The organism is Enterobacter cloacae complex sp. ECL352 (assembly GCF_020149545.1).
GTDB classification, from domain to species: domain Bacteria; phylum Pseudomonadota; class Gammaproteobacteria; order Enterobacterales; family Enterobacteriaceae; genus Enterobacter; species Enterobacter asburiae_B.
The window spans coordinates 4,211,115-4,237,576 of record NZ_CP083709.1; the positions used below are offsets into that span (position 1 = coordinate 4,211,115).

Annotated in this window: 26 protein-coding genes and 1 pseudogene; 15 read left to right on the forward strand and 12 right to left on the reverse strand. The window is 58.8% G+C overall.

Going from position 1 to position 26,462, the window contains the following annotated elements; all coding sequences use genetic code 11:
* Positions 1–43: 43 nt before the first annotated feature.
* Positions 44–1,387 carry an NADP-specific glutamate dehydrogenase gene (gdhA, locus tag LBF07_RS20650; protein ID WP_112778374.1) on the reverse strand — a complete coding sequence of 448 codons (1,344 nt, stop codon included), beginning with the start codon at positions 1,385–1,387 and terminating at the stop codon, positions 44–46.
* Positions 1,388–1,615: 228 nt separating this feature from the next.
* Here gdhA and LBF07_RS20655 point away from each other — a divergent pair, with 228 nt between their 5' ends.
* On the forward strand, positions 1,616–1,894 hold the full coding sequence (locus LBF07_RS20655) for a DUF1496 domain-containing protein (RefSeq protein WP_087822393.1): 279 nt from the start codon (positions 1,616–1,618) through the stop codon (positions 1,892–1,894).
* On the opposite strand, the gene LBF07_RS20660 is transcribed toward LBF07_RS20655, so the two are convergent.
* On the reverse strand, positions 1,854–2,270 hold the full coding sequence (locus tag LBF07_RS20660) for a pyrimidine (deoxy)nucleoside triphosphate diphosphatase (RefSeq protein ID WP_032657918.1): 417 nt from the start codon (positions 2,268–2,270) through the stop codon (positions 1,854–1,856). The genes LBF07_RS20655 and LBF07_RS20660 overlap by 41 nt on opposite strands.
* Positions 2,271–2,345: 75 nt before the next feature.
* On the opposite strand from LBF07_RS20660, the gene LBF07_RS20665 reads away from it, so the two are divergent.
* A complete protein-coding gene (locus LBF07_RS20665) occupies positions 2,346–2,915 on the forward strand; it encodes a carboxymuconolactone decarboxylase family protein (protein WP_094935571.1) in 570 nt (189 codons plus the stop codon).
* A complete protein-coding gene (locus LBF07_RS20670) occupies positions 2,908–3,525 on the forward strand; it encodes a CDP-alcohol phosphatidyltransferase family protein (RefSeq protein ID WP_094935572.1) in 618 nt (205 codons plus the stop codon). The genes LBF07_RS20665 and LBF07_RS20670 overlap by 8 nt, the downstream gene beginning before the upstream one ends.
* Here the strand turns inward: LBF07_RS20670 and LBF07_RS20675 are convergent.
* From LBF07_RS20675 to xthA, 6 genes are all read right to left on the reverse strand, one after another.
* Positions 3,522–4,829: a sulfurtransferase gene (locus LBF07_RS20675; RefSeq protein ID WP_094935573.1), complete on the reverse strand. Its 1,308-nt coding sequence runs from the start codon at positions 4,827–4,829 to the stop codon at positions 3,522–3,524. The two genes, LBF07_RS20670 and LBF07_RS20675, sit on opposite strands and share 4 nt — an antisense overlap.
* A gap of 73 nt (positions 4,830–4,902) precedes the next feature.
* Positions 4,903–5,523 (reverse strand): ATP-binding cassette domain-containing protein, encoded by a 621-nt coding sequence (locus LBF07_RS20680; RefSeq protein ID WP_094935574.1) that lies wholly within the window; start codon positions 5,521–5,523, stop codon positions 4,903–4,905.
* Entirely contained in the window at positions 5,523–7,052 is a 1,530-nt protein-coding gene (locus LBF07_RS20685; protein ID WP_094935575.1) for a thiamine ABC transporter permease, read from the reverse strand. Before LBF07_RS20685 ends, LBF07_RS20680 begins: the two co-directional genes overlap by 1 nt.
* Positions 7,025–8,185 carry an ABC transporter substrate-binding protein gene (locus tag LBF07_RS20690; RefSeq protein ID WP_370642522.1) on the reverse strand — a complete coding sequence of 387 codons (1,161 nt, stop codon included), beginning with the start codon at positions 8,183–8,185 and terminating at the stop codon, positions 7,025–7,027. Before LBF07_RS20690 ends, LBF07_RS20685 begins: the two co-directional genes overlap by 28 nt.
* A 15-nt stretch (positions 8,186–8,200) precedes the next feature.
* Positions 8,201–8,884, reverse strand: a complete 684-nt coding sequence (locus LBF07_RS20695; protein ID WP_094935577.1) for a TVP38/TMEM64 family protein — start codon at positions 8,882–8,884, stop codon at positions 8,201–8,203.
* 6 nt (positions 8,885–8,890) lie between these two features.
* Positions 8,891–9,697, reverse strand: a complete 807-nt coding sequence (gene xthA, locus LBF07_RS20700) for an exodeoxyribonuclease III (RefSeq protein ID WP_058840797.1) — start codon at positions 9,695–9,697, stop codon at positions 8,891–8,893.
* Between the two features lie 433 nt (positions 9,698–10,130).
* Between xthA and LBF07_RS20705 the strand changes: the two genes are divergently transcribed.
* The 7 genes from LBF07_RS20705 (at position 10,131) to ves (ending at position 17,842) form a co-directional block, all read left to right on the forward strand.
* The gene (locus LBF07_RS20705; protein WP_039262052.1) at positions 10,131–11,351 is read left to right on the forward strand and encodes an aspartate aminotransferase family protein; all 1,221 of its coding nucleotides are present in this window, start codon (positions 10,131–10,133) and stop codon (positions 11,349–11,351) included.
* Positions 11,348–12,382: an arginine N-succinyltransferase gene (astA, locus tag LBF07_RS20710; protein WP_058840796.1), complete on the forward strand. Its 1,035-nt coding sequence runs from the start codon at positions 11,348–11,350 to the stop codon at positions 12,380–12,382. The genes LBF07_RS20705 and astA overlap by 4 nt, the downstream gene beginning before the upstream one ends.
* A complete protein-coding gene (astD, locus tag LBF07_RS20715; RefSeq protein WP_094935578.1) occupies positions 12,379–13,866 on the forward strand; it encodes a succinylglutamate-semialdehyde dehydrogenase in 1,488 nt (495 codons plus the stop codon). Before astA ends, astD begins: the two co-directional genes overlap by 4 nt.
* Positions 13,853–15,178, forward strand: a complete 1,326-nt coding sequence (gene astB / locus LBF07_RS20720; RefSeq protein WP_094935579.1) for an N-succinylarginine dihydrolase — start codon at positions 13,853–13,855, stop codon at positions 15,176–15,178. Before astD ends, astB begins: the two co-directional genes overlap by 14 nt.
* A gap of 10 nt (positions 15,179–15,188) precedes the next feature.
* Positions 15,189–16,154: a succinylglutamate desuccinylase gene (gene astE, locus LBF07_RS20725; RefSeq protein ID WP_094935580.1), complete on the forward strand. Its 966-nt coding sequence runs from the start codon at positions 15,189–15,191 to the stop codon at positions 16,152–16,154.
* Positions 16,155–16,492: 338 nt separating this feature from the next.
* Positions 16,493–16,987 (forward strand): ATP-independent periplasmic protein-refolding chaperone Spy, encoded by a 495-nt coding sequence (spy, locus tag LBF07_RS20730; protein ID WP_023311279.1) that lies wholly within the window; start codon positions 16,493–16,495, stop codon positions 16,985–16,987.
* Between the two features lie 297 nt (positions 16,988–17,284).
* Positions 17,285–17,842 (forward strand): environmental stress-induced protein Ves, encoded by a 558-nt coding sequence (gene ves / locus LBF07_RS20735; RefSeq protein WP_094935581.1) that lies wholly within the window; start codon positions 17,285–17,287, stop codon positions 17,840–17,842.
* Here ves and cho read toward each other — a convergent pair.
* Complete coding sequence (gene cho, locus LBF07_RS20740) at positions 17,820–18,698, reverse strand: excinuclease Cho (protein WP_199121790.1); 879 nt, start codon at positions 18,696–18,698, stop codon at positions 17,820–17,822. The genes ves and cho overlap by 23 nt on opposite strands.
* 178 nt (positions 18,699–18,876) lie before the next feature.
* Positions 18,877–19,704: an ammonia-dependent NAD(+) synthetase gene (gene nadE, locus LBF07_RS20745; protein WP_094935583.1), complete on the reverse strand. Its 828-nt coding sequence runs from the start codon at positions 19,702–19,704 to the stop codon at positions 18,877–18,879.
* 232 nt (positions 19,705–19,936) lie between these two features.
* On the opposite strand from nadE, the gene osmE reads away from it, so the two are divergent.
* Complete coding sequence (gene osmE, locus LBF07_RS20750; RefSeq protein WP_010430142.1) at positions 19,937–20,281, forward strand: osmotically-inducible lipoprotein OsmE; 345 nt, start codon at positions 19,937–19,939, stop codon at positions 20,279–20,281.
* A 281-nt stretch (positions 20,282–20,562) separates the two neighbouring features.
* Positions 20,563–20,904 carry a PTS sugar transporter subunit IIB gene (locus tag LBF07_RS20755; protein ID WP_165771880.1) on the forward strand — a complete coding sequence of 114 codons (342 nt, stop codon included), beginning with the start codon at positions 20,563–20,565 and terminating at the stop codon, positions 20,902–20,904.
* Here the strand turns inward: LBF07_RS20755 and LBF07_RS20760 are convergent.
* Positions 20,839–21,536, reverse strand: a protein-coding gene (locus tag LBF07_RS20760; protein WP_103178130.1) for an IS1-like element IS1B family transposase whose coding sequence is annotated in 2 segments (ribosomal slippage) — positions 20,839–21,287 and positions 21,287–21,536 — 699 coding nt in all. Because the reading frame shifts where the segments join, the coding sequence is not laid out codon by codon here. The two genes, LBF07_RS20755 and LBF07_RS20760, sit on opposite strands and share 66 nt — an antisense overlap.
* Before the next feature lie 55 nt (positions 21,537–21,591).
* On the opposite strand from LBF07_RS20760, the pseudogene LBF07_RS20765 reads away from it, so the two are divergent.
* Positions 21,592–22,860, forward strand: a pseudogene (locus tag LBF07_RS20765) (6-phospho-beta-glucosidase); the annotation flags it as partial.
* 11 nt (positions 22,861–22,871) lie between these two features.
* Positions 22,872–23,621: a chitin disaccharide deacetylase gene (gene chbG / locus LBF07_RS20770; RefSeq protein ID WP_094935158.1), complete on the forward strand. Its 750-nt coding sequence runs from the start codon at positions 22,872–22,874 to the stop codon at positions 23,619–23,621.
* Positions 23,622–23,723: 102 nt separating this feature from the next.
* On the opposite strand, the gene katE is transcribed toward chbG, so the two are convergent.
* Positions 23,724–25,973 (reverse strand): catalase HPII, encoded by a 2,250-nt coding sequence (gene katE / locus LBF07_RS20775; RefSeq protein ID WP_047061621.1) that lies wholly within the window; start codon positions 25,971–25,973, stop codon positions 23,724–23,726.
* A gap of 203 nt (positions 25,974–26,176) precedes the next feature.
* On the opposite strand from katE, the gene cedA reads away from it, so the two are divergent.
* Positions 26,177–26,416 carry a cell division activator CedA gene (cedA, locus tag LBF07_RS20780; RefSeq protein WP_008500668.1) on the forward strand — a complete coding sequence of 80 codons (240 nt, stop codon included), beginning with the start codon at positions 26,177–26,179 and terminating at the stop codon, positions 26,414–26,416.
* The last annotated feature ends 46 nt before the right edge of the window (positions 26,417–26,462 follow it).

A 26,462-nucleotide genomic window follows, 5' to 3' on the forward strand; every position in this document is an offset into this window, starting at 1 on the left:
GGAGAGGGCCGGGGTGAGGGCATCCGGCCGCACGCGATAAACCTTAAATCACGCCCTGACCAATCATCGCATCCGCCACCTTCACGAATCCGGCGATATTCGCCCCGCGCACGTAGTTGGTTTGCGACGCCTCGCCGCCGTACTCCACGCAGGCATGGTGAATATCCAGCATGATGTGGTGCAGGCGCGCATCCACTTTCTCCGCCTTCCAGCCGAGACGCGCGGCGTTTTGCGCCATCTCGAGGCCGGAGGTCGCCACGCCGCCCGCGTTAGCGGCCTTGCCCGGCGCAAACAGCACGCCCGCTTCCAGGAACAGATCCGTCGCGTCGATGGTGGTCGGCATATTCGCCCCTTCGGCCACCGCTTTTACGCCGTTGCTAATCAGGGTACGCGCGGCGTCTGCATCCAGCTCGTTCTGCGTGGCGCACGGCAGGGCGATATCCACCGGCACGCCCCACGGCTGTTTCCCTTCCAGGTAGGTCAGGCCAAGCTCCCGGGCATAATCCGCCACGCGACCGTCGCGGCTGGCTTTGATTTCACACAGGCGCGCCAGCTTCTCTGCCGTGAAGCCCGCTTCATCCACCACCGTGCCGCTGGAGTCAGAGGCGGTCACCACGCGAGCGCCAAACTGCATCGCTTTCTCAATCGCATACTGCGCCACGTTACCGGAGCCGGACACCGCGACGCGCATGCCTTCAAAGCCTAAACCGTGACGCTTGAGCATCGCCTCGGTGAAGTAAACCAGGCCGTATCCTGTCGCTTCCGGGCGGATCAGGCTGCCGCCAAACGACAGACCCTTGCCGGTAAAGACGCAGGCGTTGTTGTTGGAGAGCTTTTTCATCATCCCGGCCATAAAGCCCACTTCACGTCCGCCCACGCCGATATCACCTGCAGGAACGTCGGTATCCGGGCCGAGGTGACGGTAGAGTTCGGTCATCAGCGCCTGGCAGAAGCGCATGACTTCGCCTTCGCTTTTGCCTTTCGGGTCGAAATCGCTGCCGCCTTTCCCGCCGCCCATCGGTAGCGTGGTGAGGGCGTTTTTAAAGGTCTGCTCGAAGCCGAGGAATTTCAGAATCGACAGGTTCACGGACGGATGAAAACGCATGCCGCCCTTAAACGGGCCAATGGCCGAGTTAAACTGAACGCGCCACGCGCGGTTAACCTGTACCTGGTTGCGATCGTCAACCCACGTCACGCGGAACTGGATCACGCGCTCTGGCTCGACAAGGCGTTCAAGCAGAGACATCTGGCGATAACGCGGGTTTTGTTCAAGGAAGGGCCACAGGGTGGTCATAACTTCACGCACGGCCTGCGCGAACTCGCTTTGGTGCGGGTCGCGCTGCTGAACATGGGCAAGGAAACTTTCCAGAGAGCGTGTCTGATCCATAGATATAAGAACCTCTTATCGTATTTTATGTTTATTACTTATGCGATTTGTGTTGTTTTTTTGACTATACCACCCGTACCGCTTTGTGAGGCAAGCAGAAATTTATGACGAAAGGGAAATTAATGAGAGGGTGGGCGTCATAACGAAAAGCGATGAAGAGATAAATTAAAGGTTCGGCTCTGGTTTACCGTTATAGTCATTATCAAGGAACTACTGGAAGATGTGTCTATGAAACGTTATCTATTCACCGCGTTATGTCTGATCTTTACCGCAGGCGTGCAGGCCAATCCCATTCTCCCGGACGTGGAAGTGAATGTGCCGCCGGAAGTGTTTAGCTCCAGCGGCCAGAATCAAACGGTGCAGCCCTGTAATCAGTGCTGTATCTATCAGAATCAGAACTACTCGGAAGGGGCCGTTGTGAAAGCGGACGGCATTCTGCTGCAGTGCCAGCGCGACGAGCGCGCCATCAGCACGAACCCGCTGGTCTGGCGTCGCGTAAAACAATAAAGGCTTCCAGCAGCGGAATATCCGCGGGGGCTAAGGCGTAGCCAAACGCCTCTTCCGGCGTACACCACGCGAGCGCGCTGTGGTAGTGCGCCGTGAGCTCGCCGCGAAAAGCAGGAACGTGCCAGGCATGCAGGTTAATCAACCGCTGCGAGACTTCCCGCTGGTGGCTTGCCACGTATTGCCCCGGCAGGGCGTCAATGCCCAACTCTTCACGCAGCTCGCGGATAAGCGCTTCTGGCTGGGTTTCTCCGGCCTCGACTTTACCGCCTGCAAATTCCCACATTCCCGGCTGGTCGGCGTGGGCAGGGCGCTGCGCCAGTAAAATGTTGCCGTCTTTTTCGATGATGGCGGCAACGACATCGAGTGTTTTCAGCATGGTCGTCAATAATTGATAGCGAAAAAAGACATATTATCGTGCCCTTTCTCAGAGTCCAGTAAACAGGAGAATGAGGTGAAAGAGTCCACCGCCTGGGTTGCCCCCCTCGAATCCCTTCCCGCCAGCCTAAAACCGATTGCCGCCATGCAGAAAAAGCACTTTGGCGCGGTGCTGAATCCCACCCGCTGGTGGGGGCGCATGCCGCGTCTGTTCTGGCTGGTGGCGCTGTTTGTCGGCTTTCTGGAGCGTCGTCACGCGCGCCTGACGCCCGCGCTGCGTTCGCTGCTCATGACGCGGGTATCCCAGCTCTGTCACTGCGCTTTCTGTATTGATGCCAACAGCCTGCGGCTGGCCGAGCGCTGCGGCGCGCTGGATAAGGTTCAGGCCGTGAGCGACTGGCAGGATTCCGCCTTGTTTACCGAGCAAGAGCGCGTGGCGCTGGCCTACGCCGAGGCGATGACCGCCACGCCGCCCCGGGCGGATGAGTCAGTCAGAACGGCGCTGAAACGCCACTTCACGGATGATGCCATCACCGAGATGACGGCGCTGATTGCGTTTCAGAATCTCTCCGCCCGCTTTAATGCCGCGCTGGATATTCCGGCGCAGGGGCTGTGCGCCACGTTTAACGAGACTCCTCATGCTTGACCGTCATCTTCATCCGCGGGTAAAGCCCGTTCTGAATCGTCTGGTTTCCGTGCTGGATAAGCCGGGCATCACGCCCGACGGATTGACCCTGACCGGGTTTGTCTTCGGCGTGCTGGCGCTGCCGTTTCTGGCCCTCGGCTGGTATCCGGCGGCGCTGGCCGCCATCGTGCTTAACCGCCTGCTGGATGGTCTGGACGGCGCGCTGGCGCGCCGGAGAGGGCTGACCGACGCGGGCGGATTTCTCGACATCGCGCTCGATTTTCTGTTCTACGCCCTGGTGCCGTTTGGCTTTGCGCTCGCGGCTCCGGCAGAGAATGCGCTCGCGGCCGCCTGGCTGCTGTTTGCGTTTATCGGTACCGGCAGCAGCTTTCTGGCGTTTGCGGCCCTGGCCGCAAAGCACAATATCGACAACCCCGGCTATGCGCACAAGTCGTTTTATTACATCGGTGGGTTAACGGAAGGGACGGAGACCATCGCGCTGTTCGTGCTGTGCTGCCTGTTCCCGGCGCACTTTGCGCTGTTCGCGTGGGTATTCGGCGCGCTGTGCTGGCTGACCACCACAACGCGCGTCTGGAGCGGCTATGTAACGCTGAAGTCACTCACCCGTTAGAGAGCGCTCTCTGGCCCGCGCTCTCCGGTGGTGACCGGGTTCTGCGGGTGACTGCTCCATTCGTACCAGCCGCCGTCATAGACGGCGACATTCTTCCAGCCCATCACCCGGGCGTACATAAAGGTTTCTGACGCCCGCCACCCGGTGCCGCAGTAAAACGCGACGTGCTGTTCCGGCAGAATATTCCAGCGCTTCCACTGGGCGGCGATATCGTCCGCGCTGCGCATGGTGCCATCCGGGTTATGGAAATCTTCCATATGGGTCGCGTCGCTGCCCGCATGACCCCAGCGGGCACCGGCTATTTCACCTTTTGGCTTGATGTAGCTGTAGCCGCTGGTTTCGCCGATGAACTCCGGCCACGAACGAATGCTGACCAGGGAGGCATCCTTACGGTGCAGCATCCCCCGCGCCTGTTCCATATCAACCATCAGCTGCGGCTGGCCGGGGATCGGCGCGCCAAAATCGGGGGCTGGCGTCACTTTCGCGGGCGTGCCGCGCTCAACCGGGAGGCCAGCATCCGACCACGCCTTCCAGCCGCCGTCGAGAATACGCACATCCTTCACGCCGGCATACAGCATGATCTGTGCCACGCGCGCGGCGGCGTAAACGTCACGGCCATACAAAATGACGGTGGTGTCGTGACGGATCCCGTGCTTCGCCAGCATCGCTTTCAGCTTGTCGTCGGAGACTTTATTCCACAGCGGCTCGCTCTCCACCTCGTTGGTGTCGATGTAGCCCGCGCCGGGAATGTGGTTCAGCAGGTAAAACTTCGGTGCGCCCCAGGCGGCTTCAATCACTTTCCAGTCACCCGCCGGCGCGGCGGTCACGGGTTTACCCTGCTGGAGGCGGTGGATCCACTGCGGGTAAACCAGCTGTTCAAAGTGAGGCAGGCGCTGAAGGCGGCCGGGCGTCTGCAGCGCGTCGCTGAGCAGCGAGACGTGGCGGTATCCGGCTTTCTCCAGGCGGGATTTCACCGCCAGGTTATCGTTCTCGTCGCCGTAGAGGGCGATGGCGGTTGCAGGCGTAAGCTGATGCTGTTTTGCCCAGCTCGCAATCTGCTCGTCGCTCATTGCGCCCAGCCAGGCGGCAGCCAGGTTGAGTGCGGCGGGTTCATGCCCGGAGGGGCCGCTGAGGGTTTGCGGCCAGCCGTTATAGAACGCGCTGGGGCGGGTGTCGACAGGCGTGCCGTGCTGCGCCTGAAGCTGGGAGAGCGTCATCGCGTTGGGCATATCAGCCGCCAGAGAGGAAAAGGACGCGAGGCCGCAGAGCAGGGCCAGCGCGGTCAGTTGAGAAACACGTTTCATCGAATAACCTGACGTCAGTAAAAGAGGGGGGCATTGTCGTCTCTCCCGAAACGGAAAACATTGCGTTAGCACATTATTGCCAGCGAGAAATCTCAATCAGCTCGCCGCCGGGCGGAATATCATCCTCATCGTGCGTGACCAGCACCACTGGGATATTGCGCGCGCGGACGGAGTCAAAAACCCATTCCCGAAACGCTATGCGCAGCGTTTTATCGAGGCGGCTGAACGGTTCATCCAGCAGCAGCGCCTGCGGCTCTGCGAGCAGGGCGCGCAGCAGGCTGACCCGGGCACGCTCCCCGCCGGAAAGGGTGGCCGGATCGCTGGCGTAATGACCGCTCAGCCCGGCGGAATCCAGCGCCTGCTCGACCGCTTCCCGACGCGCGCGTCCGACGATGTGCTCAGGCAAGGCCAGCAGCAAATTTTGCCCGACGCTGAACGGTTCAAACAGCAGCGCGTCCTGAAAGAGAATGCCCAGCCCGCGGGATTCGACGGGAAGGCCGTCACAGCGACGCGCGTCGAGCCACAGTTCGCCCCGCGCCTGGAAATCGTCTGACAGCGCGCCGACCATCCACGCAAAAAGGGTCGATTTGCCGCTGCCGGACGGCCCCATCAGGGTAACGATCTCCCCGCGAGGAACGCAAAAATTGACCTCGCGGAAAAGCGGTTCGATGGTGAGATCTTTTACCTTCAGCATTAACGTAATCCTTGACGGTAGCGGCCCGCGAGCCGGGATAACAGGGCGGCAAGACCGAACACCGTGCCCGTGACCAGCAGTAATCCCAGCGCCCTGCTGGCGAGAACGGGGATGCTGCCCCCGCTGCTGAGCGCGACGGTTTCGGTAGTCAGCGTGGCGAAACGCCCCGCGCCAAGCCAGAGCGTCGGCATGTATTGCGCCATGCTGACGGAAAAGCCGGTGGCAAAGGCCAGCAGCGCAGGGCGCACCAGAAGGGGGCATTTCAGCAGTAAGAATATTTTCGCCCGTCGCCAGCCGAGCGTTCTGGCGGTAAGGATAAGCCGGGGATCGATCCGCCGCCAGGCGGGCTGCAGAACCAGCAGCATCCAGGGTAATACCCACAGCAGATGGCTCCAGAGCACGGCGGCATAGTTCCCGTCGAGCCCCAGACGCAATGCAATAAAGTATTGCCCGGTGACGAGCGGCAGCGCAGGAAGGGCGAGCGGTGACCACACCCACGCTGCGCCGCGCTGCGGTCCCCATTCCAGCCAGAGAAAAATGACGATGAGGGCGATCAGGCTCGACAGCAGGCCGAAGGAAAGGCTGGTCCCCACGGGACCCACGTCGCCCCCTTGTGCCAGCATCAGCAGTACCCCAGCGCACATGATGCCGCACGCGGGCAGTAACCCGCTGAGCGCCCGCTCAGGCAGGACGCGCTGAGACCTTCGGCGCGTCCCCGCGAGGTCCGGGATTGTGCGCCGCCATGCCTTCCAGAGGCCGTATCCGAGGGCGGCCAGCGCGGCCAGCAGTACAAGGAGAAGCAGGCACAGCAGCATTCCTTTTTCCTGCTGCTGCGCGTCGCCCTGGCTTAGCCACTGCCAGGCCAGCACGGCCAGGGTGGGCGGGTTGCCGGGCCCGAGAACGATCGCCACGTCCACGACCGAGAGCGACCATGCCAGCACCGCCAGCATCACCGCGCCGAGGACAGGCGCGATCGCCGGGAGGATCAGCCAGCTGAGCGTCTGATAACGCCCGTAGCCAAAGGTCTGCAGGACGATCTTCTGCTGCGCGAGCCGTTGTTCCGGCAGTACGGCGTAAATGGCCCACAGCACGAACGCGCTCTCTTTGACCGCGAGCGTCAGGCCCAGCCCGACGCCGTAGCGGTCAAACGGAGCCGTACAGACGGTACAGAGCTGATAAAACAGACCGCCCTCGGCAAACAGCAGCAACGCGCTGGTGGCGAACGCCACATGGGGGATCGCCAGTAGCCAGGGCAGTCGGGTCGTGAGGCGCCGCCAGCGTTGACCGGGCCACAAAAGGCAGACGAAGAAAAGGGCAATCAGCAACGCCCCCAGCGTGGCGATGAGCGTTGAGACTAGCGTGGCGGCGGTCGCCTGCGGCAGCTGCGGATCGTTCAGCAGCCGCTGCCAGTTTGTCGCAGAAAGCGCCGGTGCGAACAGCATCACGCCGGCGGGCAGGATCGGCAGATAAATCACCGCCATCGCCAGCCAGACAAGCCCGCTCAGCGGGTGCCGTAACGACGCAGCCATTCCTGCTCCAGCGCGTTCACCCAGGCGGACTGCGGCTCTGCAAGCACCTGCGGCAGCCCCTGAGGCGTATGGGCCAGCAGCTGTTTCGCTTCCTCTTCGGGCAGCGCTTTCGCATCCAGGACGCTCGGGTCTCCCCAGATGGCCGGGTCGGCCTTGCGGATTTGCGCCTGCGGTGACAGCAGGAAATTAGCGACCACCTTTGCACCCGCGCTCGCGCTGGCATTGGCCGGGATAGCCACAAAATGGACGTTGCCGAGCATCCCGCTCTCGAAACCAAAGCTGTAGCTGTCGGCGGGCAGTTCGCCGCTCGCCACTTTCTGCTGCGCATGGGACGGGTTAAAGGTCAGCGACAGGTTCAGACTGCCGCTGGCAAGCAGGGCATCCATTCGGGCAGGTGAGGGAGGGAAATCTTTTCCTTCGCGCCACAGCAGCGGGTGCAGCTTATCGAGGTAGGCCCAGAGCGGCGCCGTAACCTGAGCAAACGTTGCATCGGGCGCTTTTTGTAAAACTTCAGGGCGATCGGTCAGCGTCAGCAGCAGCTGCTCCAGAAAGGCCGTGCCGGTAAAATCGGGCGGGCGGGGATAGCTGACCTTGCCCGGATGCTGCTGCGCGTACGCCAGCAGCGCCTGCGGATCCGCGGGCGGCGTCGGCATGCTGGCTTTGCGGGCGATAAAGGTCAGCTGCGCGTCGCCCCACGGGGATTCCGCCCCGTCGGTTGGAATCGCAAAATCTTCCGTGACGGGTTTGCGGGTATCGACATAGTGCCAGTCTGGCAACGTCTGCGCCCATCCGGTTTGCAGCAGGTTCGCCTCTTTTAACGTGCGGAAGTTTTCGCCGTTGACCCACAGCAGGTCAACCGAGCCGTTGGCCTTACGCCCTGCGGCGGCTTCGGTCTGGATCCGTTTTACCGCATCGGCGGCGTCCGCCAGCGGGACAATTTTTAGGGTAATGGCGTAGTGCGTTTGCATCTCACCGCTGACCCACTCAAGGTAGCGGTTGACCGCCGGATCGCCGCCCCAGGCGTTAAACCAGACGGTCTGGCCTTTGGCCTGCTGTTGAATAGCGTGCCAGCTTTCGGCGGCACAGAGGGGGGCTGCCAGCAGCAGACCGGTCAGGAACGCGCAAAAACGCACACGGCGCATAATGCCTCACTTTTTAACAGACGGGAGATAACGGGAAAACAGCCGGCGAGTCGCCAGCGGCAATAACCCCAGTAGTGTAAAGGCGATTAGCATGCCCGGCGACAAAATATCGCGCAGCGACGCCACTTTCCCCAGCTCGCGCCCGGCGTTCAGAAAGACCACCGTCGCGGGCAGCATGGCGACCTGGCTGACCCACCAGTAGCGATATACGCCAATGCGGGTCAGCCCCATCAGCAAATTCACCAGGAAAAACGGGAACAGCGGCATCAGGCGCAGGGCAAAAAGATAGCCCGCGCCGTCATGCGCCATACCGGCGTTCACCGTTTTCATCTGCTGAGCAAACCGCCGCTGGACCCATTCGCGCAGCAGATAACGGCTGGCGAGCATCGCAAGCGTCGCCCCGAGCGTGGAGGCAAACGAGACCAGAACGGTGCCTTCCCACAGGGGAAATAACGCTCCGCCCAGCAGGGTGAGGATCGCCGCGCCGGGGATCGACAGGGCGGAGACCACCACATAGAGCGCAAAAAAGATCAGCGCGCTTCGCAGCGGCGCGTGGTCAACATGGGAGAGGAGTGCCTGCTGGTGGGTTTTAATCCCTTCCAGGGAGAGCGTGCCTGGAGGAAGCATGACAAACGTCAGAATAAATGCGCCCAGAAGGGCGCACAGGAAAGCGAGTTTTCGAATGTTCACGCGTCATTACAGCTTGAATTTAGCCCACACCGGCGCGTGGTCAGACGGTTTTTCCATGCTGCGGATCTCGTAGTCGATCCCGGTTTCGATGCAGCGCTCTGCCAGCGGCGAACTGGCGAGCAGCAGGTCGATACGCAGGCCACGGTTGTCGTCAAAGCCTTTTGAGCGGTAGTCAAACCACGAGAAGCGATCCTGCGTGTCCGGGTTGGCGGTACGGAAGGTATCCACCAGCCCCCAGTCCAGCAGGCGCTGCATCCACTCGCGCTCTTCCGGCAGGAAGGAGCATTTGCCGGTACGCAGCCAGCGTTTGCGGCTGTCTTCACCGATGCCAATATCCAGATCGGTCGGGCTGATATTCACATCACCCATGATCAGCACCGGATTGTCTTTATTGAGTTCGGTTGTCAGGTAGTTCTGCAGATCCTGATAAAACTTGGCCTTAGCAGGGAATTTGGTCGGATGGTCGCGGCTCTCGCCCTGGGGAAAGTAACCATTAATCACGGTGATGTTCCCCAGCGGGGAAGGCAGTTCTGCCATGATGATGCGGCGCTGTGCTTCTTCGCCGTCGCCGGGAAACCCACGGCGGACTGAAACTGGCGTCTCTTTGGTCAACAGCGCAACGCCGTAATGGCCTTTCTGCCCATGATAGAAGACGTTGTAGCCGAGCTTCGCCACCTCTTCGAGGGGGAACATGTCGTCGTGAACCTTGGTCTCCTGCAGGCCGATCACATCTGGCTGATGTTGTTCAACGATAGCTTCAAGCTGATGGGGGCGGGCGCGCAGGCCGTTGATATTAAAAGAGACAAATTTCATAGTCGCTGCCAGTGCAAGGTGAATAGTGCATGGATGGTAGCAGAATTTGCGTCAACTGTTACCGGGTTCGGCCAATAACTGCGACAGATAATGCCGGTGGTGCAATATTTGCACCATTCTGACGCACATCGCCCTCAAACAGGGCGTAAATGACCGATAAATTTCGCGAGCGATCACAATTCCAGAATTATATTTGGCCCTTGCATACTCTTTCTGATTTTCATGCGGCAAAGCGCCGCTTGCTGTAAAAATATTCACTTTTTATGCACTAAAAGTGAATAACTCCATATTGTAACTTGTTGATATTCTGTTACCTCAACCCGTTTATGCAATTTTATCGCTGGCTGGCACGAAGGCTGCAATCTACATTCACAGTGCAAACACCCAATTATTTAACATTCAAATAACTTTTTATTTACCGGATGAGGTCGCTATGTCTCTGTCAATTACGCGTGAAAATTTCGATGAATGGATGATGCCGGTTTACGCTCCGGCGGCTTTTATTCCGGTTCGTGGGGAAGGCTCGCGCCTGTGGGATCAGCAGGGTAAAGAGTATATCGACTTTGCAGGCGGGATTGCGGTCAACGCGCTGGGTCATGCGCACCCTGCGCTGCGTCAGGCGCTGAATGACCAGGCGGCGAAGTTCTGGCATACCGGCAACGGCTTTACTAACGAGCCCGCGCTGCGCCTCGCCAAAAAACTGATCGACGCGACGTTTGCCGAAAAAGTCTTTTTCTGTAACTCGGGGGCGGAAGCCAACGAAGCGGCGCTGAAGCTGGCGCGCAAATATGCGCACGATAAATTTGGTACCCACAAGAGCGGCATCGTGGCGTTTAAAAATGCCTTCCACGGGCGCACGCTCTTTACCGTCAGCGCTGGCGGCCAGCCTTCCTACTCGCAGGATTTCGCACCGCTGCCGCCGGATATCCGTCACGGTGTTTATAACGATCTGCAGTCCGCCAGCGAGCTGATTAACGACACCACCTGCGCGGTGATCGTCGAGCCGATGCAGGGCGAGGGCGGCGTGCTTCCGGCGCAAAAAGCCTTCCTGCAGGGGCTGCGCGAGCTGTGCGATCGCCACAACGCGGTCCTGATTTTCGACGAAGTGCAGACCGGCGTGGGCCGCACCGGCGAGCTGTATGCCTATATGCACTATGGCGTAACGCCGGACGTGCTTTCGACCGCCAAAGCGCTGGGCGGCGGCTTCCCGATTGGCGCGACGCTGACCACCGATAAATTCGCCAGCGTAATGACCGTAGGTACCCATGGCACCACCTACGGCGGCAACCCGCTGGCAACCGCCGTTGCCGGGCAGGTTCTGGACATCATTAACACGCCTGAGGTGCTGAAAGGCGTTAAGCAGCGTCACGACTGGTTTGTCGAGCGCCTGAATGCCATCAACGGCAAAACGGGGCTGTTTAAAGAAATTCGCGGTCTGGGGCTGTTAATCGGCTGCGAGCTCACCGCCGAGTTTGCCGGAAAAGCTAAACTTATTTCACAGGAAGCGGCAAAAGTGGGCGTGATGGTGCTGATTGCCGGTGCCAACGTGGTGCGTTTTGCGCCGGCGCTGATCGTCAGCGAGGAAGAGGTGCAAACCGGTCTGGACCGTTTTGCGCTGGCGTGTGAAAAAGTGAAATCCGGGGTGTCATCATGATGGTCATCCGTCCCGTTGAGCGCGGCGATCTCGCCGGGCTCATGCAGCTTGCCGGTAAGACGGGAGGCGGGCTGACCTCGCTTCCTGCCGATGAAAAAACGCTGTCGGCGCGCATTGAGCGCGCCCTGCAAACCTGGCAGGGGACGTTGCCAAAAAGCGAACAGGGGTATGTGTTCGTGCTGGAAGACACCGACACGGGGACCGTGGCCGGGATCTGCGCCATTGAAGTGGCCGTCGGGCTTAACGACCCGTGGTACAACTACCGCGTCGGCACCATGGTTCACGCCTCGAAAGAGCTGAACGTCTATAACGCGCTGCCCACGCTGTTCCTCTGTAATGACCACACGGGCGCCAGCGAGCTGTGCACGCTGTTCCTCGACCCGGCGTGGCGCAAAGAGGGCAACGGCTATCTGCTCTCCAAATCGCGCTTTATGTTTATGGCCGCCTTCCGCGATCGCTTTAACGAAAAAGTGGTCGCTGAGATGCGCGGCGTGATCGACGATACCGGCTACTCGCCGTTCTGGGAGAGCCTGGGCGAGCGCTTCTTCTCGATGGAGTTCAGCCGGGCGGACTATCTCTGCGGCACCGGCCAGAAAGCCTTTATCGCCGAACTGATGCCGAAGCATCCTATCTATACCCATTTCCTCAGCCCGGAGGCGCAGGCGGTGATTGGCGAAGTCCATCCGCAGACCGCGCCTGCCCGCGCGGTGCTGGAGAAAGAGGGGTTCCGCTACCGGAACTATGTCGACATCTTTGACGGCGGCCCAACGCTTGAGTGCGATATCGACCGCGTGCGCGCGATCCGTAAAAGCCGTCTGGTTGAGGTCTCTGAAGGTCAGCCCGCGCCGGGTGACTGGCCCGTCTGTCTGGTGTCGAACGAAAATTACGCCAACTTCCGCGCCATGCTGGTGCGTACCAACCCGAAATGTGAACGTCTGGTGCTGACGGCTGCAGAACTGGATGCCCTGAAATGTAACGCCGGCGATACGGTTCGCCTGGTGCGTCTCTGCCCTGAGGAGAAAACAGCATGACATTATGGATTAACGGTGACTGGGTCACGGGCGAAGGCGAAGAGCGCGTAAAGACCAATCCGGTTGGAAAAGAGGTGCTCTGGAAGGGGCATGACGCCAGCGACGCGCAGGTGGAACAAGCCTGCCGTGCCGCGCGCCGCGCGTTTCCTGCGTGGGCAAAACAGCCTTTCGTCGTGCGTCAGGCGATTGTGGAAAAGTTTGCCGGGCTGCTGGAGGCAAACAAGGCCGAACTGACGCGCATCATCGCGTCAGAAACCAGCAAGCCGCGCTGGGAAGCGACAACCGAAGTGACGGCGATGATCAACAAAATCGCCATTTCGGTGAAGGCGTACCACACCCGCACCGGTGAACAGCACACCGACATGCCGGACGGCGCGGCCACGCTGCGCCACCGTCCGCACGGCGTGCTGGCGGTGTTTGGCCCGTATAACTTCCCGGGGCATCTGCCGAATGGCCATATTGTGCCTGCGCTGCTGGCGGGCAATACCGTCATTTTCAAACCGAGCGAGCTCACGCCATTCACCGGCGAGGCGGTGGTTAAGCTGTGGGAACAGGCCGGCCTGCCGCCGGGCGTGCTGAACCTGGTGCAGGGCGGGCGGGAAACCGGTCAGGCGCTGAGCGCGCTGAGCGATATCGACGGCCTGCTGTTTACCGGCAGCGCCGGTACGGGCTATCAGCTGCACCGCCAGCTGGCAGGGCAGCCGGAGAAAATCCTGGCGCTGGAGATGGGCGGCAACAACCCGCTGATTGTGGAAGACCCTGACGATATCGACGCCGCGGTGCACCTGACGATTCAGTCCGCCTTTATTACCGCCGGACAGCGCTGCACCTGTTCCCGCCGTCTGCTGGTCAAGCGCGGCGCGCAGGGGGATGCCTTCCTGAAGCGTCTGGTAGAAGTGAGCGCGCGTCTGGTGCCTGCCGCGTGGGATGCCGATCCGCAGCCGTTTATCGGCGGGCTGATTTCCGAACAGGCCGCGCTGAACGTGCTGAAGGCCTGGCAGGACCACGTCGCGCGCGGCGCGAAAACCCTGCTGGAGCCGAAGCAGGTTCAGCCGGGTACCTCGCTGCTGACGCCGGGCATTGTAGAAATGAGCGGCGCGAGCAACGTGCCGGATGAAGAGGTCTTTGGCCCGCTGCTGTGCGTCTGGCGTTACGACGATTTCGATGCGGCCATTGCGATGGCGAATAACACCCGCTACGGCCTGTCGAGCGGACTGATTTCGCCGCATCGCGAGAAGTTTGATCGGCTGCTGCTGGAAGCACGCGCCGGGATTGTGAACTGGAATAAACCGCTGACCGGGGCCGCGAGCACCGCGCCGTTCGGCGGCGTGGGCGCGTCGGGCAACCATCGCGCCAGCGCGTGGTATGCCGCCGATTACTGCGCGTGGCCGATGGCGAGCCTGGAAACCCCGGCGCTGACGCTGCCGGAGACGCTTAATCCGGGGCTGGATTTTACCGGAGGGGATCGCCATGAAAGCGCGTGAGGTTAACTTTGACGGGCTGGTGGGGCTGACGCACCACTATGCCGGTCTCTCTTTTGGTAATGAAGCCTCGACGAAGCACCGTTTTCAGGTCTCCAACCCGAAGCTGGCGGCGAAGCAGGGGCTGCTGAAGATGAAAGCACTGGCGGATGCCGGTTTCCCGCAGGCGGTGATCCCGCCGCAGGAACGCCCGAACGTGGCAGTCCTTCGTCAGCTCGGCTTTAGCGGTACCGATGAGCAGGTCGTCGAAAAAGCGGGTACGCAGACGCCGCACCTGCTCTCCGCGGCAAGCTCCGCCTCCTCGATGTGGGTGGCAAACGCGGCGACCGTCGCGCCGTCAGCCGACACGCTTGATGGCAAAGTTCATCTGACGGTGGCGAACCTGAACAATAAATTCCACCGCGCCACCGAAGCGGAAACCACCGAGCGCGTGCTGCGCGCCATTTTCAACCATGACGCCCATTTTGAGGTGCATCAGGCCCTGCCGCAGGTGGCGATGTTTGGTGACGAAGGCGCGGCCAACCATAACCGCCTGGGGGGCGACTATGGCGACCCGGGCCTGCAGCTGTTTATCTACGGGCGAGAAGAGGGGGGCCACGCCGCGCCAACCCGTTATCCTGCTCGTCAGACGCTGGCGGCCAGCCAGGCGGTTGCGCGCCTGAACCAGGTCAATCCTTCCCAGGTGGTTTTTGCCCAGCAAAACCCGCATGTGATTGACCAGGGCGTGTTCCATAACGACGTGATTGCCGTTTCTAACCGCCAGGTGCTGTTCTGCCACGAGCAGGCGTTTGCCCATCAGGAGAAGCTGCTCGCCACGCTGCATGAGCGCGTGCGCGGCTTCACGCCAGTCCAGGTGCCCACGGAGGCGGTGAGCGTGCAGGACGCGGTAGAAACCTATCTGTTCAATAGCCAGCTGCTGAGCCGTGACGATGGCAGCATGATGCTGGTCCTGCCGCAGGAGTCCCGGGATCATAAAGGCGTGTGGCGCTACCTGACGGAGCTGGTGAAGGCCGATAACCCGATTGACGAACTGCGCGTGTTTGACCTGCGCGAAAGCATGGCCAACGGCGGTGGTCCCGCCTGTTTGCGTCTGCGCGTGGTCCTGACCCAGGACGAAATGCAGGCGGTGAACCCGGCGGTCATGATGAACGATACGCTCTTTACGCGGCTGAATGACTGGGTCGATCGCTACTATCGCGATCGGCTAACGCAGGCGGATCTGGTTGACCCGCAGCTTCTGCGTGAAGGACGCGAGGCGCTGGACGCGTTATCGACAATCCTGCAGCTGGGATCGGTTTACCCGTTCCAGCGCTAAAGGAGTGGATATGGAAAATTTACTGGCGCTGACCCTGGCCGACGAGACGCCGGAACTGAAAGAGGGGGACGGCCCCTCATTTCGCTGGCGGTGGCTGGGGCGCGGGGTGCTTGAACTGACGCCGACCGTAAAAAGCGATCTCTCGCTGCTGCTTTCAACGGGTATCCACGGGAATGAAACCGCGCCCGTCGAGATTGTTGATCTGCTGCTGCGTGCGCTGTATCGCAATGAGATCGAACTAAAGTGCCGCGTGCTGGTGGTGCTCGGCAATCCTCCTGCGCTGGCGCAAAACAAACGGTATCTGGTGAGCGACATTAACCGCATGTTTGGCGGCCGCTGGTCGCAGTTTCCGCAGAGCGATGAAACGGCGCGGGCTGAGTGGCTGGAGAACGTCGTGACCGCGTTTTTTGCCGTCGCGGGGCCGGGGCGCTGGCATCTGGATCTGCATACGGCAATCCGCGCGTCCTACCACGTTCGCTTCGGCGTTCTGCCGCAGCGCAGTCAGCCGTGGGATGAAGCGTTCCTGAGCTGGCTGGGTGACGCCGGGCTGGAGGCGCTGGTATTTCATCAGTCGCCGGGCGGAACGTTTACCCATTTCACCTGTGAACGTTTCGCTGCGCTGTCCTGCACGCTGGAACTGGGAAAAGCGCTGCCGTTCGGCCAGAACGATCTGACCCGCTTTGCGCCTACGCATCTCGCCCTTCGGGCGCTGCTGGGAGGAACGGCTCCCGAGCACGCGCATCAGCCCGTTGAGCGGTATCGGGTCGTACAGCAGATCACGCGCCGCAGCGATGCCTTCCAGCTCCATATGGCCGCACACACCCTGAACTTCACCCCGTTCCGCAAAGGGGCGCTGCTGGCTGAGGATGGCGAGGAACGTTACGAGGTGCAGAACACCACCGAGTATGTCTTATTCCCTAACCCCACCGTCGCGTTTGGCCTGCGGGCCGGGCTGATGCTGGAAAAAATATCCTGAACCTTTCCCCTCCCATCATCCGGGTGGGGGAAGTAAAAAACTTTTCTTAACGATTAAAGCGCTTGCGCTTGTTTTGCAGAATATTCCTGGTGAATTGCTTTATTATTGATCTTCACTTCGCTATACTTCTGCTTAATCTCTTTAAAATCATCCTGTTAAATATTTTTTGTTGCAACTCTCCACGCTTTATCCTTATTTCCTCCACATTTGGCGAAAATTTGTTTTTTACACTTTCATTGTTTTACCGTTGCTCTGACTAATTGACGATAAACCCCGTAAAGTTAATCTCGTCAACACGGCATAGCGCCGAAGAATAACTGAAAGAAAGGAAATAAATTATGCGTAAGTTTACTGCACTGTTTGTTGCTTCTACCCTGGCTCTGGGCGCTACCAGCATGGCGTTCGCCGCAGATACTGCGACCACTACAACTGCCGCGCCTGCTGAAGGCAAAATGATGATGCATCATAAAGGTCCGGGTATGCACAACGAGATGATGATGTTTAAGGATCTCAACCTGACGGATGCCCAGAAGCAGCAGATCCGCGACATCAGAAAAGGCGAACGCGACCAGATGAAACGTCCTCCGCTTGAAGAGCGTCGTGCGATGCATGACATCATCGCCAGCGACAGCTTCGATAAGGCGAAAGCCGAAGCGCAGATCGACAAAATGGCCGAGCAGCACAAAGCCCGCATGCTGGCTCACATGGAAACCCAGAACAAGATCTACAACATTCTGACACCGGAACAGAAAAAGCAATTTAATGCGAATTTTGAGAAGCGTCTGACAGAACGTCCGGCGATGGAAGGTAAAATGCCAGCACCAACCGAATAATCGGTTCACACTCTTAAGACCGCCGGGATCCTGTCCACAAAAGCGCAACCGCTGTGGACAGGACCGGCGGTTTTTCTTTCCTGCCCTCTTGCCTGCCGCCGCCAGCGCGGTATCCTCCTGTAGTCGCTTCAGAGAATGTTTGCAGAGTCATGGCGTTAGAATTTTTATTAACGTTCCGCTAAGGCCTGCCCGCTCTGCTGCCGATACTGTTTCTGTGAATACCCAACGATAACAAACAAGACAGCAACGATAGCGATATCCTTGCCCTGGCACGGGTTGTGCCATTCAGGAGTGGTGATGGAGTTCTTTGATATCCGTAAGATGCCGGTCAGCCTCTGGCGCAATGGTGCTGGCGAAACGCGTGAGATTTGCTGCTTCCCTCCCGCGACGCGCGATTTTCACTGGCGTGCCAGTATCGCGACGATTGCCAGCAACGGCGAATTCTCCTCGTTTCCCGGTGTTGACCGGGTGATTACCTTGCTGGAAGGGGGAGAGGTGACGCTGGACGCGGGTCAGGCGTTCTCCCATACCCTCAAGCATCATCAGCCCTACAGTTTTGCCGGCGATCTGCCGGTAAAAGCGCTGCTTTCAGATGGGCGGATGGCGATGGACTTTAACATCATGACCCGGCGCGACTGCTGCCGGGCGAAGGTGCGCGTTGCTGACCGAACCTTCACCACCTTTGGCTCACGCGGGGGCGTGGTGTTCGTGCTAAGCGGGGCGTGGCAGCTGGGCGATAAATTGCTGACGGCCGATCAGGGTGCCAGCTGGGAGGAGGGTACCCATACGCTGCGTCTGCTGGAGGCTCAGGGCACCTTATTGTTCAGCGAAATCATGTGGCTGCCGGGTCATTGAGCACAATGATCTCAAACTTTCCTGCCAGGACCGGTTTGCAGAGAATTTTGTAGCCATCGTGGTCAAATCCGGCGGGCGTGCGCAGCAGGGTTGCCGCGTCGTTGATGTCGTCGACGGCGCCCAGCCAGAGCCAGTTGTTGACGATGTGATACTGGGTCATGGCCTCGCCCACTTCTTTTAGCGCAACGGCGCTTTCCCAGGGCCAGCAGTTCACGCTGATGGCCGCCAGACCGGTGAGAAGCCGGGCGTGATGCGCCTCAACGCTCTCTTTCCCGCAGCACGCACCGGCGCAGCGCTTCAGCGCGGATCGAAAACAGGCGCGTCCCCGGGTGATTGCCTCCAGACCTAAAAGGCTGTAGCAAAGCTGTAAATCGTCCGCCAGCGTCTGCAGCGCCTGGAGCGCGGCGCGTTTATTGGCGAATAGCCCATAGAGATTCGGGGCATGAGAAAAATCGACGTCGCGCGCGTAGACGACCTGCGGCCTGCCATCGTTTATCTGCAGCGAGCAGAGCTGACGGTTGCGGCGCAGGCGCTTATTGAACAACGGCTGTTGTTCTTTTATCAACCGCGCCTCCAGCAACAGCGCGCCCATTTCTCCCGCCGTCTGGAACCAGGAAATGCGTCGCGACTGGCGCAGCATGGCGGCCTCGTCCGGCGTACGGAGATGGGATAACACCCGACTGCGAATGTTAACGCTCTTGCCGATATAGAGCGGCAGGGTGTCGCTTTCACCGTGAAAGATGTACACGCCCGGCTGTTTAGGCAGCGCCTCAAGCCAGGGGCGAAGGTGTTCGGGATATTCGTAGATAGCCGCCGCTTCAAACTCAAGACGCGGGGCGGATTGACGCCTGCTCACATACTGCTCCATATACTGTTCAGGCATACAGTGTAGCAGGAGTGTGGTGGTTAAAAAAGAGCCGGGTGGCGGCTACGCCTTACCCGGCCAGGACGTGCGGCCTGGTGCCCTCACCCCAACCCTCTCCCACGGGAGAGGGCGCAAACATTAAAAGCGGTAACCTGGTTACCGCTTTGCTTTATTTTTTCCAGAAGTCGTCAAACACCGTAATGGGCGTATGGCGCTTGTGCTCGGTTTTCAGATACCAGCCCTCGATGATTTTCGCGGTCCGTTCATCCAGCTTTTTGCCTTCCAGATAATCATCGATGTTGTCATAGGTGACGCCAAGGGCCGCTTCATCCGGCAGGGAAGGGCGATCGTCTTCAAGGTCCGCTGTCGGCGCTTTCTGATACAGATGCTCAGGACAGCCCAGCGCGGCCAGCAGCTGCTTACCCTGACGCTTGTTGAGACGGAAGATCGGGTTAATGTCGGTGCCGCCGTCGCCGTATTTGGTGAAGAAACCGGTGATCGCTTCTGCTGCATGGTCGGTGCCGACCACAACGCCTTTGGTCATCCCGGCGATGCTGTACTGCGCTTTCATGCGCTCGCGGGCCTTCTCGTTGCCGCGAACAAAATCGCTCAGCTCAATGCCCGCTTCGCGAAGCGCCTGCTCGCTTGCCAGCACCGAGCCCTTAATATTTACGGTCAGCACGCGGTCAGGCTGAATGAAGGCAATGGCATCCTGGCAATCCTGCTCGTCCGCCTGTACGCCATAAGGAAGACGCACCGCGATAAACTGTAGTTTCTCATCACCCGTCTCTTCGCGAAGCTCTGAAATCGCCATCTGGCAGAGTTTACCGGTCAGGGTAGAGTCCTGGCCGCCGCTAATGCCCAGCACCAGGGATTTCAGGAAAGCGTTCTTTTTTAAGTACGATTTTAAAAAATCCACGCTGCGGCGGATCTCTTCATGTGCATCTACCGTAGGCTTCGCGCCCAGTGCCTGAATAATCTCTTGTTGCAGAGCCATCACGCCCTCCATATGCAGTACATAAACAGAATGTGTTAGCTGTTAAAACTAACCCTTTGGGCGAGAAACGACAAGGATCACAGTTTCGAGTGCGCTAATTTGCGCCGATTTAGCAGGTTATCGTTGTTTTATTAGAATTTTCCGAAATTCGTCTGGCGTAACTCACAAAGTTGAACAATAGTACTTTTTATCCCATGCTTAGATAACACGCTGATAAACAAGAGGACGGAATATGAACAAGAACGTAGCAGGAATTCTTAGCGCAGCGGCGGTACTGACTATGCTGGCAGGGTGTACGGCTTACGATCGCACTAAGGATCAGTTTACGCAGCCCGTAGTAAAAGACGTTAAAAAAGGCATGACCCGTTCGCAGGTGGCTGCGATTGCCGGTAAACCTTCTTCTGAAGTGACCATGATTCATGCGAAAGGGACCTGCCAGACCTATATCCTGGGTCAACGTGATGGTAAGGCAGAAACCTACTTCGTCGCCCTGGATGATACCGGTCATGTGATCAACTCCGGCTATCAGACCTGTGCTGAATACGACACCGATCCGCAGGCACCTAAGGCGCAGTAACCCTGCTTGCCTGAGGATGTTAACAAACCGGCCCATGGGCCGGTTTTTTTATGCATCAGAAAATCTTATTTCTTTGCGCGAATTATTTGCCCGAAATGTGAAGGGAGTCAACAAGTCAGGTCAATGAGAGACAATTTGAGCCTATCCAGAATTATCCCCTGTCTGTACCATTGCGTATACTCACTCCAACGATAAACAACAGTACGCAAGCTACCTGTCTGCCGGGACAGCGAGTCGAGTGATAGCGCGATGGCAGGTAGTTATATAAGAGGGAAATCACGATGGAAAAGAAACATATCTACCTGTTCTGCTCAGCGGGCATGTCAACGTCGCTTCTGGTGTCAAAGATGCGTGCGCAGGCTGAAAAGTATGAAGTCCCTGTGGTGATTGAAGCGTTTCCAGAGACGCTGGCGGGCGAAAAAGGCCAGACAGCCGATGTTGTTTTACTGGGGCCGCAAATTGCCTATATGTTGCCCGAAATTCAACGACTGTTACCGAATAAACCGGTCGAAGTGATCGACTCGGGGCTGTACGGCAAAATTGGTAATGACTCCAACTTATTGATAGTGTTTTATGTTCAGATAATGCCCGATGACTTTGTCATGCAGCTCCACCGATTTTGAGAACGACAGCGACTTCCGTCCCAGCCGTGCCAGGTGCTGCCTCAGATTCAGGTTATGCCGCTCAATTCGCTGCGTATATCGCTTGCTGATTACGTGCAGCTTTCCCTTCAGGCGGGATTCATACAGCGGCCAGCCATCCGTCATCCATATCACCACGTCAAAGGGTGACAGCAGGCTCATAAGACGCCCCAGCGTCGCCATAGTGCGTTCACCGAATACGTGCGCAACAACCGTCTTCCGGAGCCTGTCATACGCGTAAAACAGCCAGCGCTGGCGCGATTTAGCCCCGACGTATCCCCACTGTTCGTCCATTTCCGCGCAGACGATGACGTCACTGCCCGGCTGTATGCGCGAGGTTACCAACTGCGGCCTGAGTTTTTTAAATGGCGGAAAATCGTGTTGAGGCCAACGCCCATAATGCGGGCGGTTGCCCGGCATCCAACGCCATTCATGGCCATATCAATGATTTTCTGGTGCGTACCGGGTTGAGAAGCGGTGTAAGTGAACTGCAGTTGCCATGTTTTACGGCAGTGAGAGCAGAGATAGCGCTGATGTCCGGCAGTGCTTTTGCCGTTACGCACCACCCCGTCAGTAGCTGAACAGGAGGGACAGCTGATAGAAACAGAAGCCACTGGAGCACCTCAAAAACACCATCATACACTAAATCAGTAAGTTGGCAGCATCACCGAATTACCGGTCAGCGAATTATGGCTGGTGGACGTGGAGGAAGGTCAGGAAAAGCTGAATATTATTTTCGACCTGTGCCAGCGCATGGTGGAGAAAGCCGGCGTGCCTCTGACCGTGCATAAAACCCTGGACCGCCGTCTGGCGCTGAAAGATGCGGATTTCGTCACCACCCAGCTGCGCGTCGGCCAGCTGAAGGCGCGCGAGCTGGACGAACGTATCCCGCTGAGCCACGGCTATCTCGGGCAGGAGACCAACGGCGCGGGCGGCCTGTTCAAAGGCCTGCGTACCATCCCGGTGATTTTCGACATCGTCAAAGACGTACAGGAGATCTGCCCGAACGCGTGGGTGATTAACTTCACCAACCCGGCCGGGATGGTGACCGAGGCGGTCTATCGTCATACCGGTTTCAAACGCTTTATCGGCGTCTGTAATATTCCGATTGGTATGAAGATGTTTATCCGCGACGTGCTGGCGCTGAACGACAGCGACGATCTCTCCATCGACCTGTTCGGCCTGAACCACATGGTATTCATTAAAGACGTGATCGTGAACGGAAAATCGCGCTTTGCCGAGCTGCTCGACGGCGTGGCTTCCGGTCGCCTGACGGCGGCATCGGTGAAAAACATCTTTGACCTGCCGTTCAGCGAAGGGCTGATCCGCTCGCTGAACCTGCTGCCGTGCTCGTACCTGCTTTACTACTTTAAGCAGAAAGAGATGCTGGCTATCGAAATGGGCGAGTACTATAAGGGCGGCGCGCGCGCGCAGATCGTTCAGAAAGTCGAGAAGCAGCTGTTCGATTTGTATAAAGATCCGAACCTGAACGTCAAACCGAAAGAGCTGGAGCAGCGCGGCGGGGCCTACTACTCCGATGCGGCGTGCGAAGTGATTAACGCCATCTACAACGACAAGCAGGCGGAACACTATGTCAACGTGCCGCACCACGGCCATATCGACAATATCCCGGCGGACTGGGCGGTCGAGATGACCTGCATCCTGGGACGCGAAGGTGCTAAACCGCATCCACGCATCACCCACTTCGATGATAAGGTCATGGGCCTGATCCACACCATCAAAGGCTTTGAAGTGGCGGCAAGCAACGCGGCGCTGAGCGGCGAGCTCAATGACGTGCTGCTGGCGCTGAACCTCAGCCCGCTGGTGCATTCCGACCGCGATGCGGAGCAGCTGGCCGGCGAGATGATCCTGGCGCATGAAAAATGGTTGCCGAACTTTGCCGCCACGATCGAGAAGCTGAAGTTCAAACACCACTGAGAGGACGCACAATGGAAAACCTGCTGATCGTTAATGCTGATGATTTTGGCCTCTCGAAAGGCCAGAACTACGGCATTATTGAAGCCTGTCGCCGGGGTGTTGTGACCTCGACCACGGCACTGGTGAATGGTGAGGCGGTTGAACACGCGGCGCAGCTGAGCCGCGAGGTGCCGGAGCTGGGCGTTGGCATGCATTTTGTGCTGACGCTCGGGATGCCGCTTTCGCCCATGCCGGGCCTGACGCGCGATGGCCAGCTGGGCAAATGGATTTGGGAACTGGCGGAACAGGGCGTTCTGCCTCTCGAAGAGATTGCCCGCGAGCTGGAGTGTCAGTTCAACCGCTTTGTTGACGCCTTTGGTAAGGCACCGACGCACATCGACAGCCATCACCACGTGCATATGATCCCGGCGATTTTCCCGATTGTCGCGGAGTTTGCGCAGCGTAAAGGCGTGGCGATGCGCGTGGATCGGGAGGCTCGCGGCGTGCCCGACTGCGCCGTGACCACCACTGAGGGATTCAGCAGCGCATTTTACGGCGATGAGATCGACGAAGCGCTGTTCCTTAAGGTGCTGGATGATTCCAGCGCGCGGGGGGAACGGTCGCTGGAGATCATGGCGCATCCTGCTTTTGTCGATAACATCGTACGTAAGAGCGCCTACTGCTGGCCGCGCCTGGCGGAGCTGAACGTGCTCACATCGGCGTCGCTGAAGTATGCGATTGCCGAGCGCGGGTATCGGTTGGGGACGTTCAGGGATCTTTGAGATACAGCCCGGTGGCGAGGTAAAAGCAAAACGGTAACCTGGGTTACCGTTTTTATTGTTTTCTCCCTCTCCCGTGGGAGAGGGGTGGGGTGAGGGTATTTTTTACGCCGGGATCTGGTCAATCTTACTGCTGCGCGACCAGACGCGGTGCGCGGCAAGCAAATCAAACAGCTTCGTCATAAAGGCATCGTCAACGTTGTCTCCCTCGACAATGCCGTCCTCACCCTGATCGGCCACCTTCAGCTGTGCCTTAAACCGTCGCGCGTCGCCGGACAGCGCGATCGGTTTCAGGTGCTTGTAGGCTTCCAGCAGATAATACACCGCGTCACCGTTGCTCAGCAGGCTGTCTATATCTCCGCACGGCACAATCACCGCATCGACGGTCAGCGATGGCGCCCCGGCAAAGGTCGCCGCCACCGGCAGCACGGAGCCGTCATCGGCGGTCACTTCCCCCATGCGGGAATAAAGCAGCTTCGCATGCACGCCCTGGGTCTTCAGCGCCTGCATAATCCCCAGCACGTCGCTGGCGCGGGTTTTGTCGTTCAGCAGGATGGCAACCACGCGGCCTTTAATCGAGCCACCCGGTACGGCATACAGGCTCAGCGACGGATCTTTCTTCACGCCGTTAACCTCTTTAGGCGGGGCAAGGTTGCGCTGCTCGTCGGTCAGCGTAATGCCCAGGTTATCCGCAACGCTCTGGGCGAGCTGAATATCAATGCGCGCCAGCTGATCGACCACCCGCTCGCGGATGTAGGTACGCACCACTTTGCTCAGCTCAAAGCTGAAGCCGCCGATAATGTGCTGTTGCTCAATCGGCGTCTGGCTGTTCCAGAACAGGCGAGGGTGGGCGTAATATTCGCCGAACGACGGGCTGCGCTCGCGAATTTTGTTGCCGTCGATACGCTCCTGGTACGATTCGAATCCACCGCGTTTCGGCGCCGGAGGCGTTTCGCGCGGCCAGTTATCGTTGATGGAGTTCGGCTCATAGTTCGCCGGATTGGTATCAATATCCTGACGGTGCATCCCGTCGCGCTGGAAATTGTGGTATGGGCAGGTTGGGCGGTTAATCGGAATTTCGTGGAAGTTCGGCCCGCCCAGACGGCTGATCTGCGTATCGGTATACGAGAACAAACGTCCCTGCAGGAGCGGATCGTTGGTGAAGTCCAGCCCCGGCACGATATGCCCCGGGTGGAATGCGGCCTGTTCGTTTTCGGCAAAGAAGTTATCCGGGTTGCGGTTGAGCACCATTTTACCCACCAGCTGAACCGGCACCAGCTCTTCCGGGATCAGCTTCGTCGGGTCAAGCAGGTCGAAATCGAACTTAAATTCGTCCTCTTCCGGAATGAGCTGCAGGCCCAGTTCATACTCCGGGAAGTCGCCCGCTTCAATGGACTCCCACAGCTCGCGGCGATGGAAATCCGGATCGCGACCGGTCAGCTTCTGCGCCTCGTCCCACACCAGGGAGGCTTTACCCGCCACCGGCTTCCAGTGGAAACGGACGAACGTGGCTTTACCCTCGGCGTTGATCAGACGGAAGGTATGGATGCCAAAGCCTTCCATGGTGCGATAGCTGCGCGGAATGCCGCGGTCTGACATCGCCCACATCACGTTGTGTAAGGTTTCAGGCTGCAGGGAGACATAGTCCCAGAAGGTGTCGTGCGCGCTTTGTCCCTGCGGTATGGCCCAGTGGGGCTCCGGTTTTACCGCATGGACAAAGTCAGGAAATTTATGCGCGTCCTGAATGAAGAACACCGGGGTGTTATTGCCCACCAGATCGAAAATACCCTCTTCGGTATAAAACTTGGTGGCAAAGCCGCGGATATCCCGGACGGTATCTGCCGAACCCGCGCCGCCCTGTACGGTGGAGAAGCGCACAAATACCGGAGTGATTTTGTCCGGATCGGAGAGGAAATCCGCTTTGGTGATCGCTTTCAGGCTCTTATAGGGCTGGAAGTAGCCGTGCGCAGCGGAACCGCGCGCGTGGACGATGCGTTCCGGTATCCGCTCGTGGTCGAAATGGGTGATTTTTTCCCGCAGGATAAAATCTTCCAGCAGGGTTGGCCCGCGCGCGCCTGCGCGAAGGGAGTTCTGATCGTCAGCAATGCGCACGCCCTGATTGGTGGTCAGCGCAAAACCTTCGCCGCCTTTGCGGTGCGGCTCAAGCGATTTCAGCTTCTCGTTTCCCGTCTCCGGCGATTTCATGCTTCCCGGTGCGGTAGGCTGTTCGCCCGGTGCAGAGGGGCCAGGGGAGGGGCGATGAGAGCCGTCAGCAGGGGCGAGAGAGTCCATACCCGGTTGAGATTCCTCAGTGCCATGAATCGGTGATTGATGTGTTTTATCTTTGTTCGACATTGCACGCTTCTCCTTTATCCATTGCTAAAAACCCTATTAAGGATAGAACAATGTCGCGAGATGGCTCGCGAACTAAGAGTTTTCACATGCCGTCATTGACGAAAGGAGCCTTCTCACCCACTCGGGGCGCGACGGAAGGCAGCAGGATCGGCTATCATAGAATTTTCCTGCTTCAAGAATTTGCTTTAGTGAACCAGTCGCTTATGAAACCTCTTCGTCAACAAAACCGCCAGGTTATTAGCTATGTGCCCCGCGTTGAGCCCGCGCCGCCTGACCATGCCCTGAAAGTGGAGGGTTTTCGCGATGTCTGGCAGCTTCGGGGGAAATACGTGGCCTTCGTGCTGATCGGCGAACATTTCCGCCGCTCGCCCACGTTTACGGTGCCGGAGTCAGCGCAGCGGTGGGCGATGCAGATCCGCCAGGATGAAGAGGTTGAAGAATAACAGCCATAAAAAAACCGCCATCAGGCGGTTTTTTTATTTCTACCGA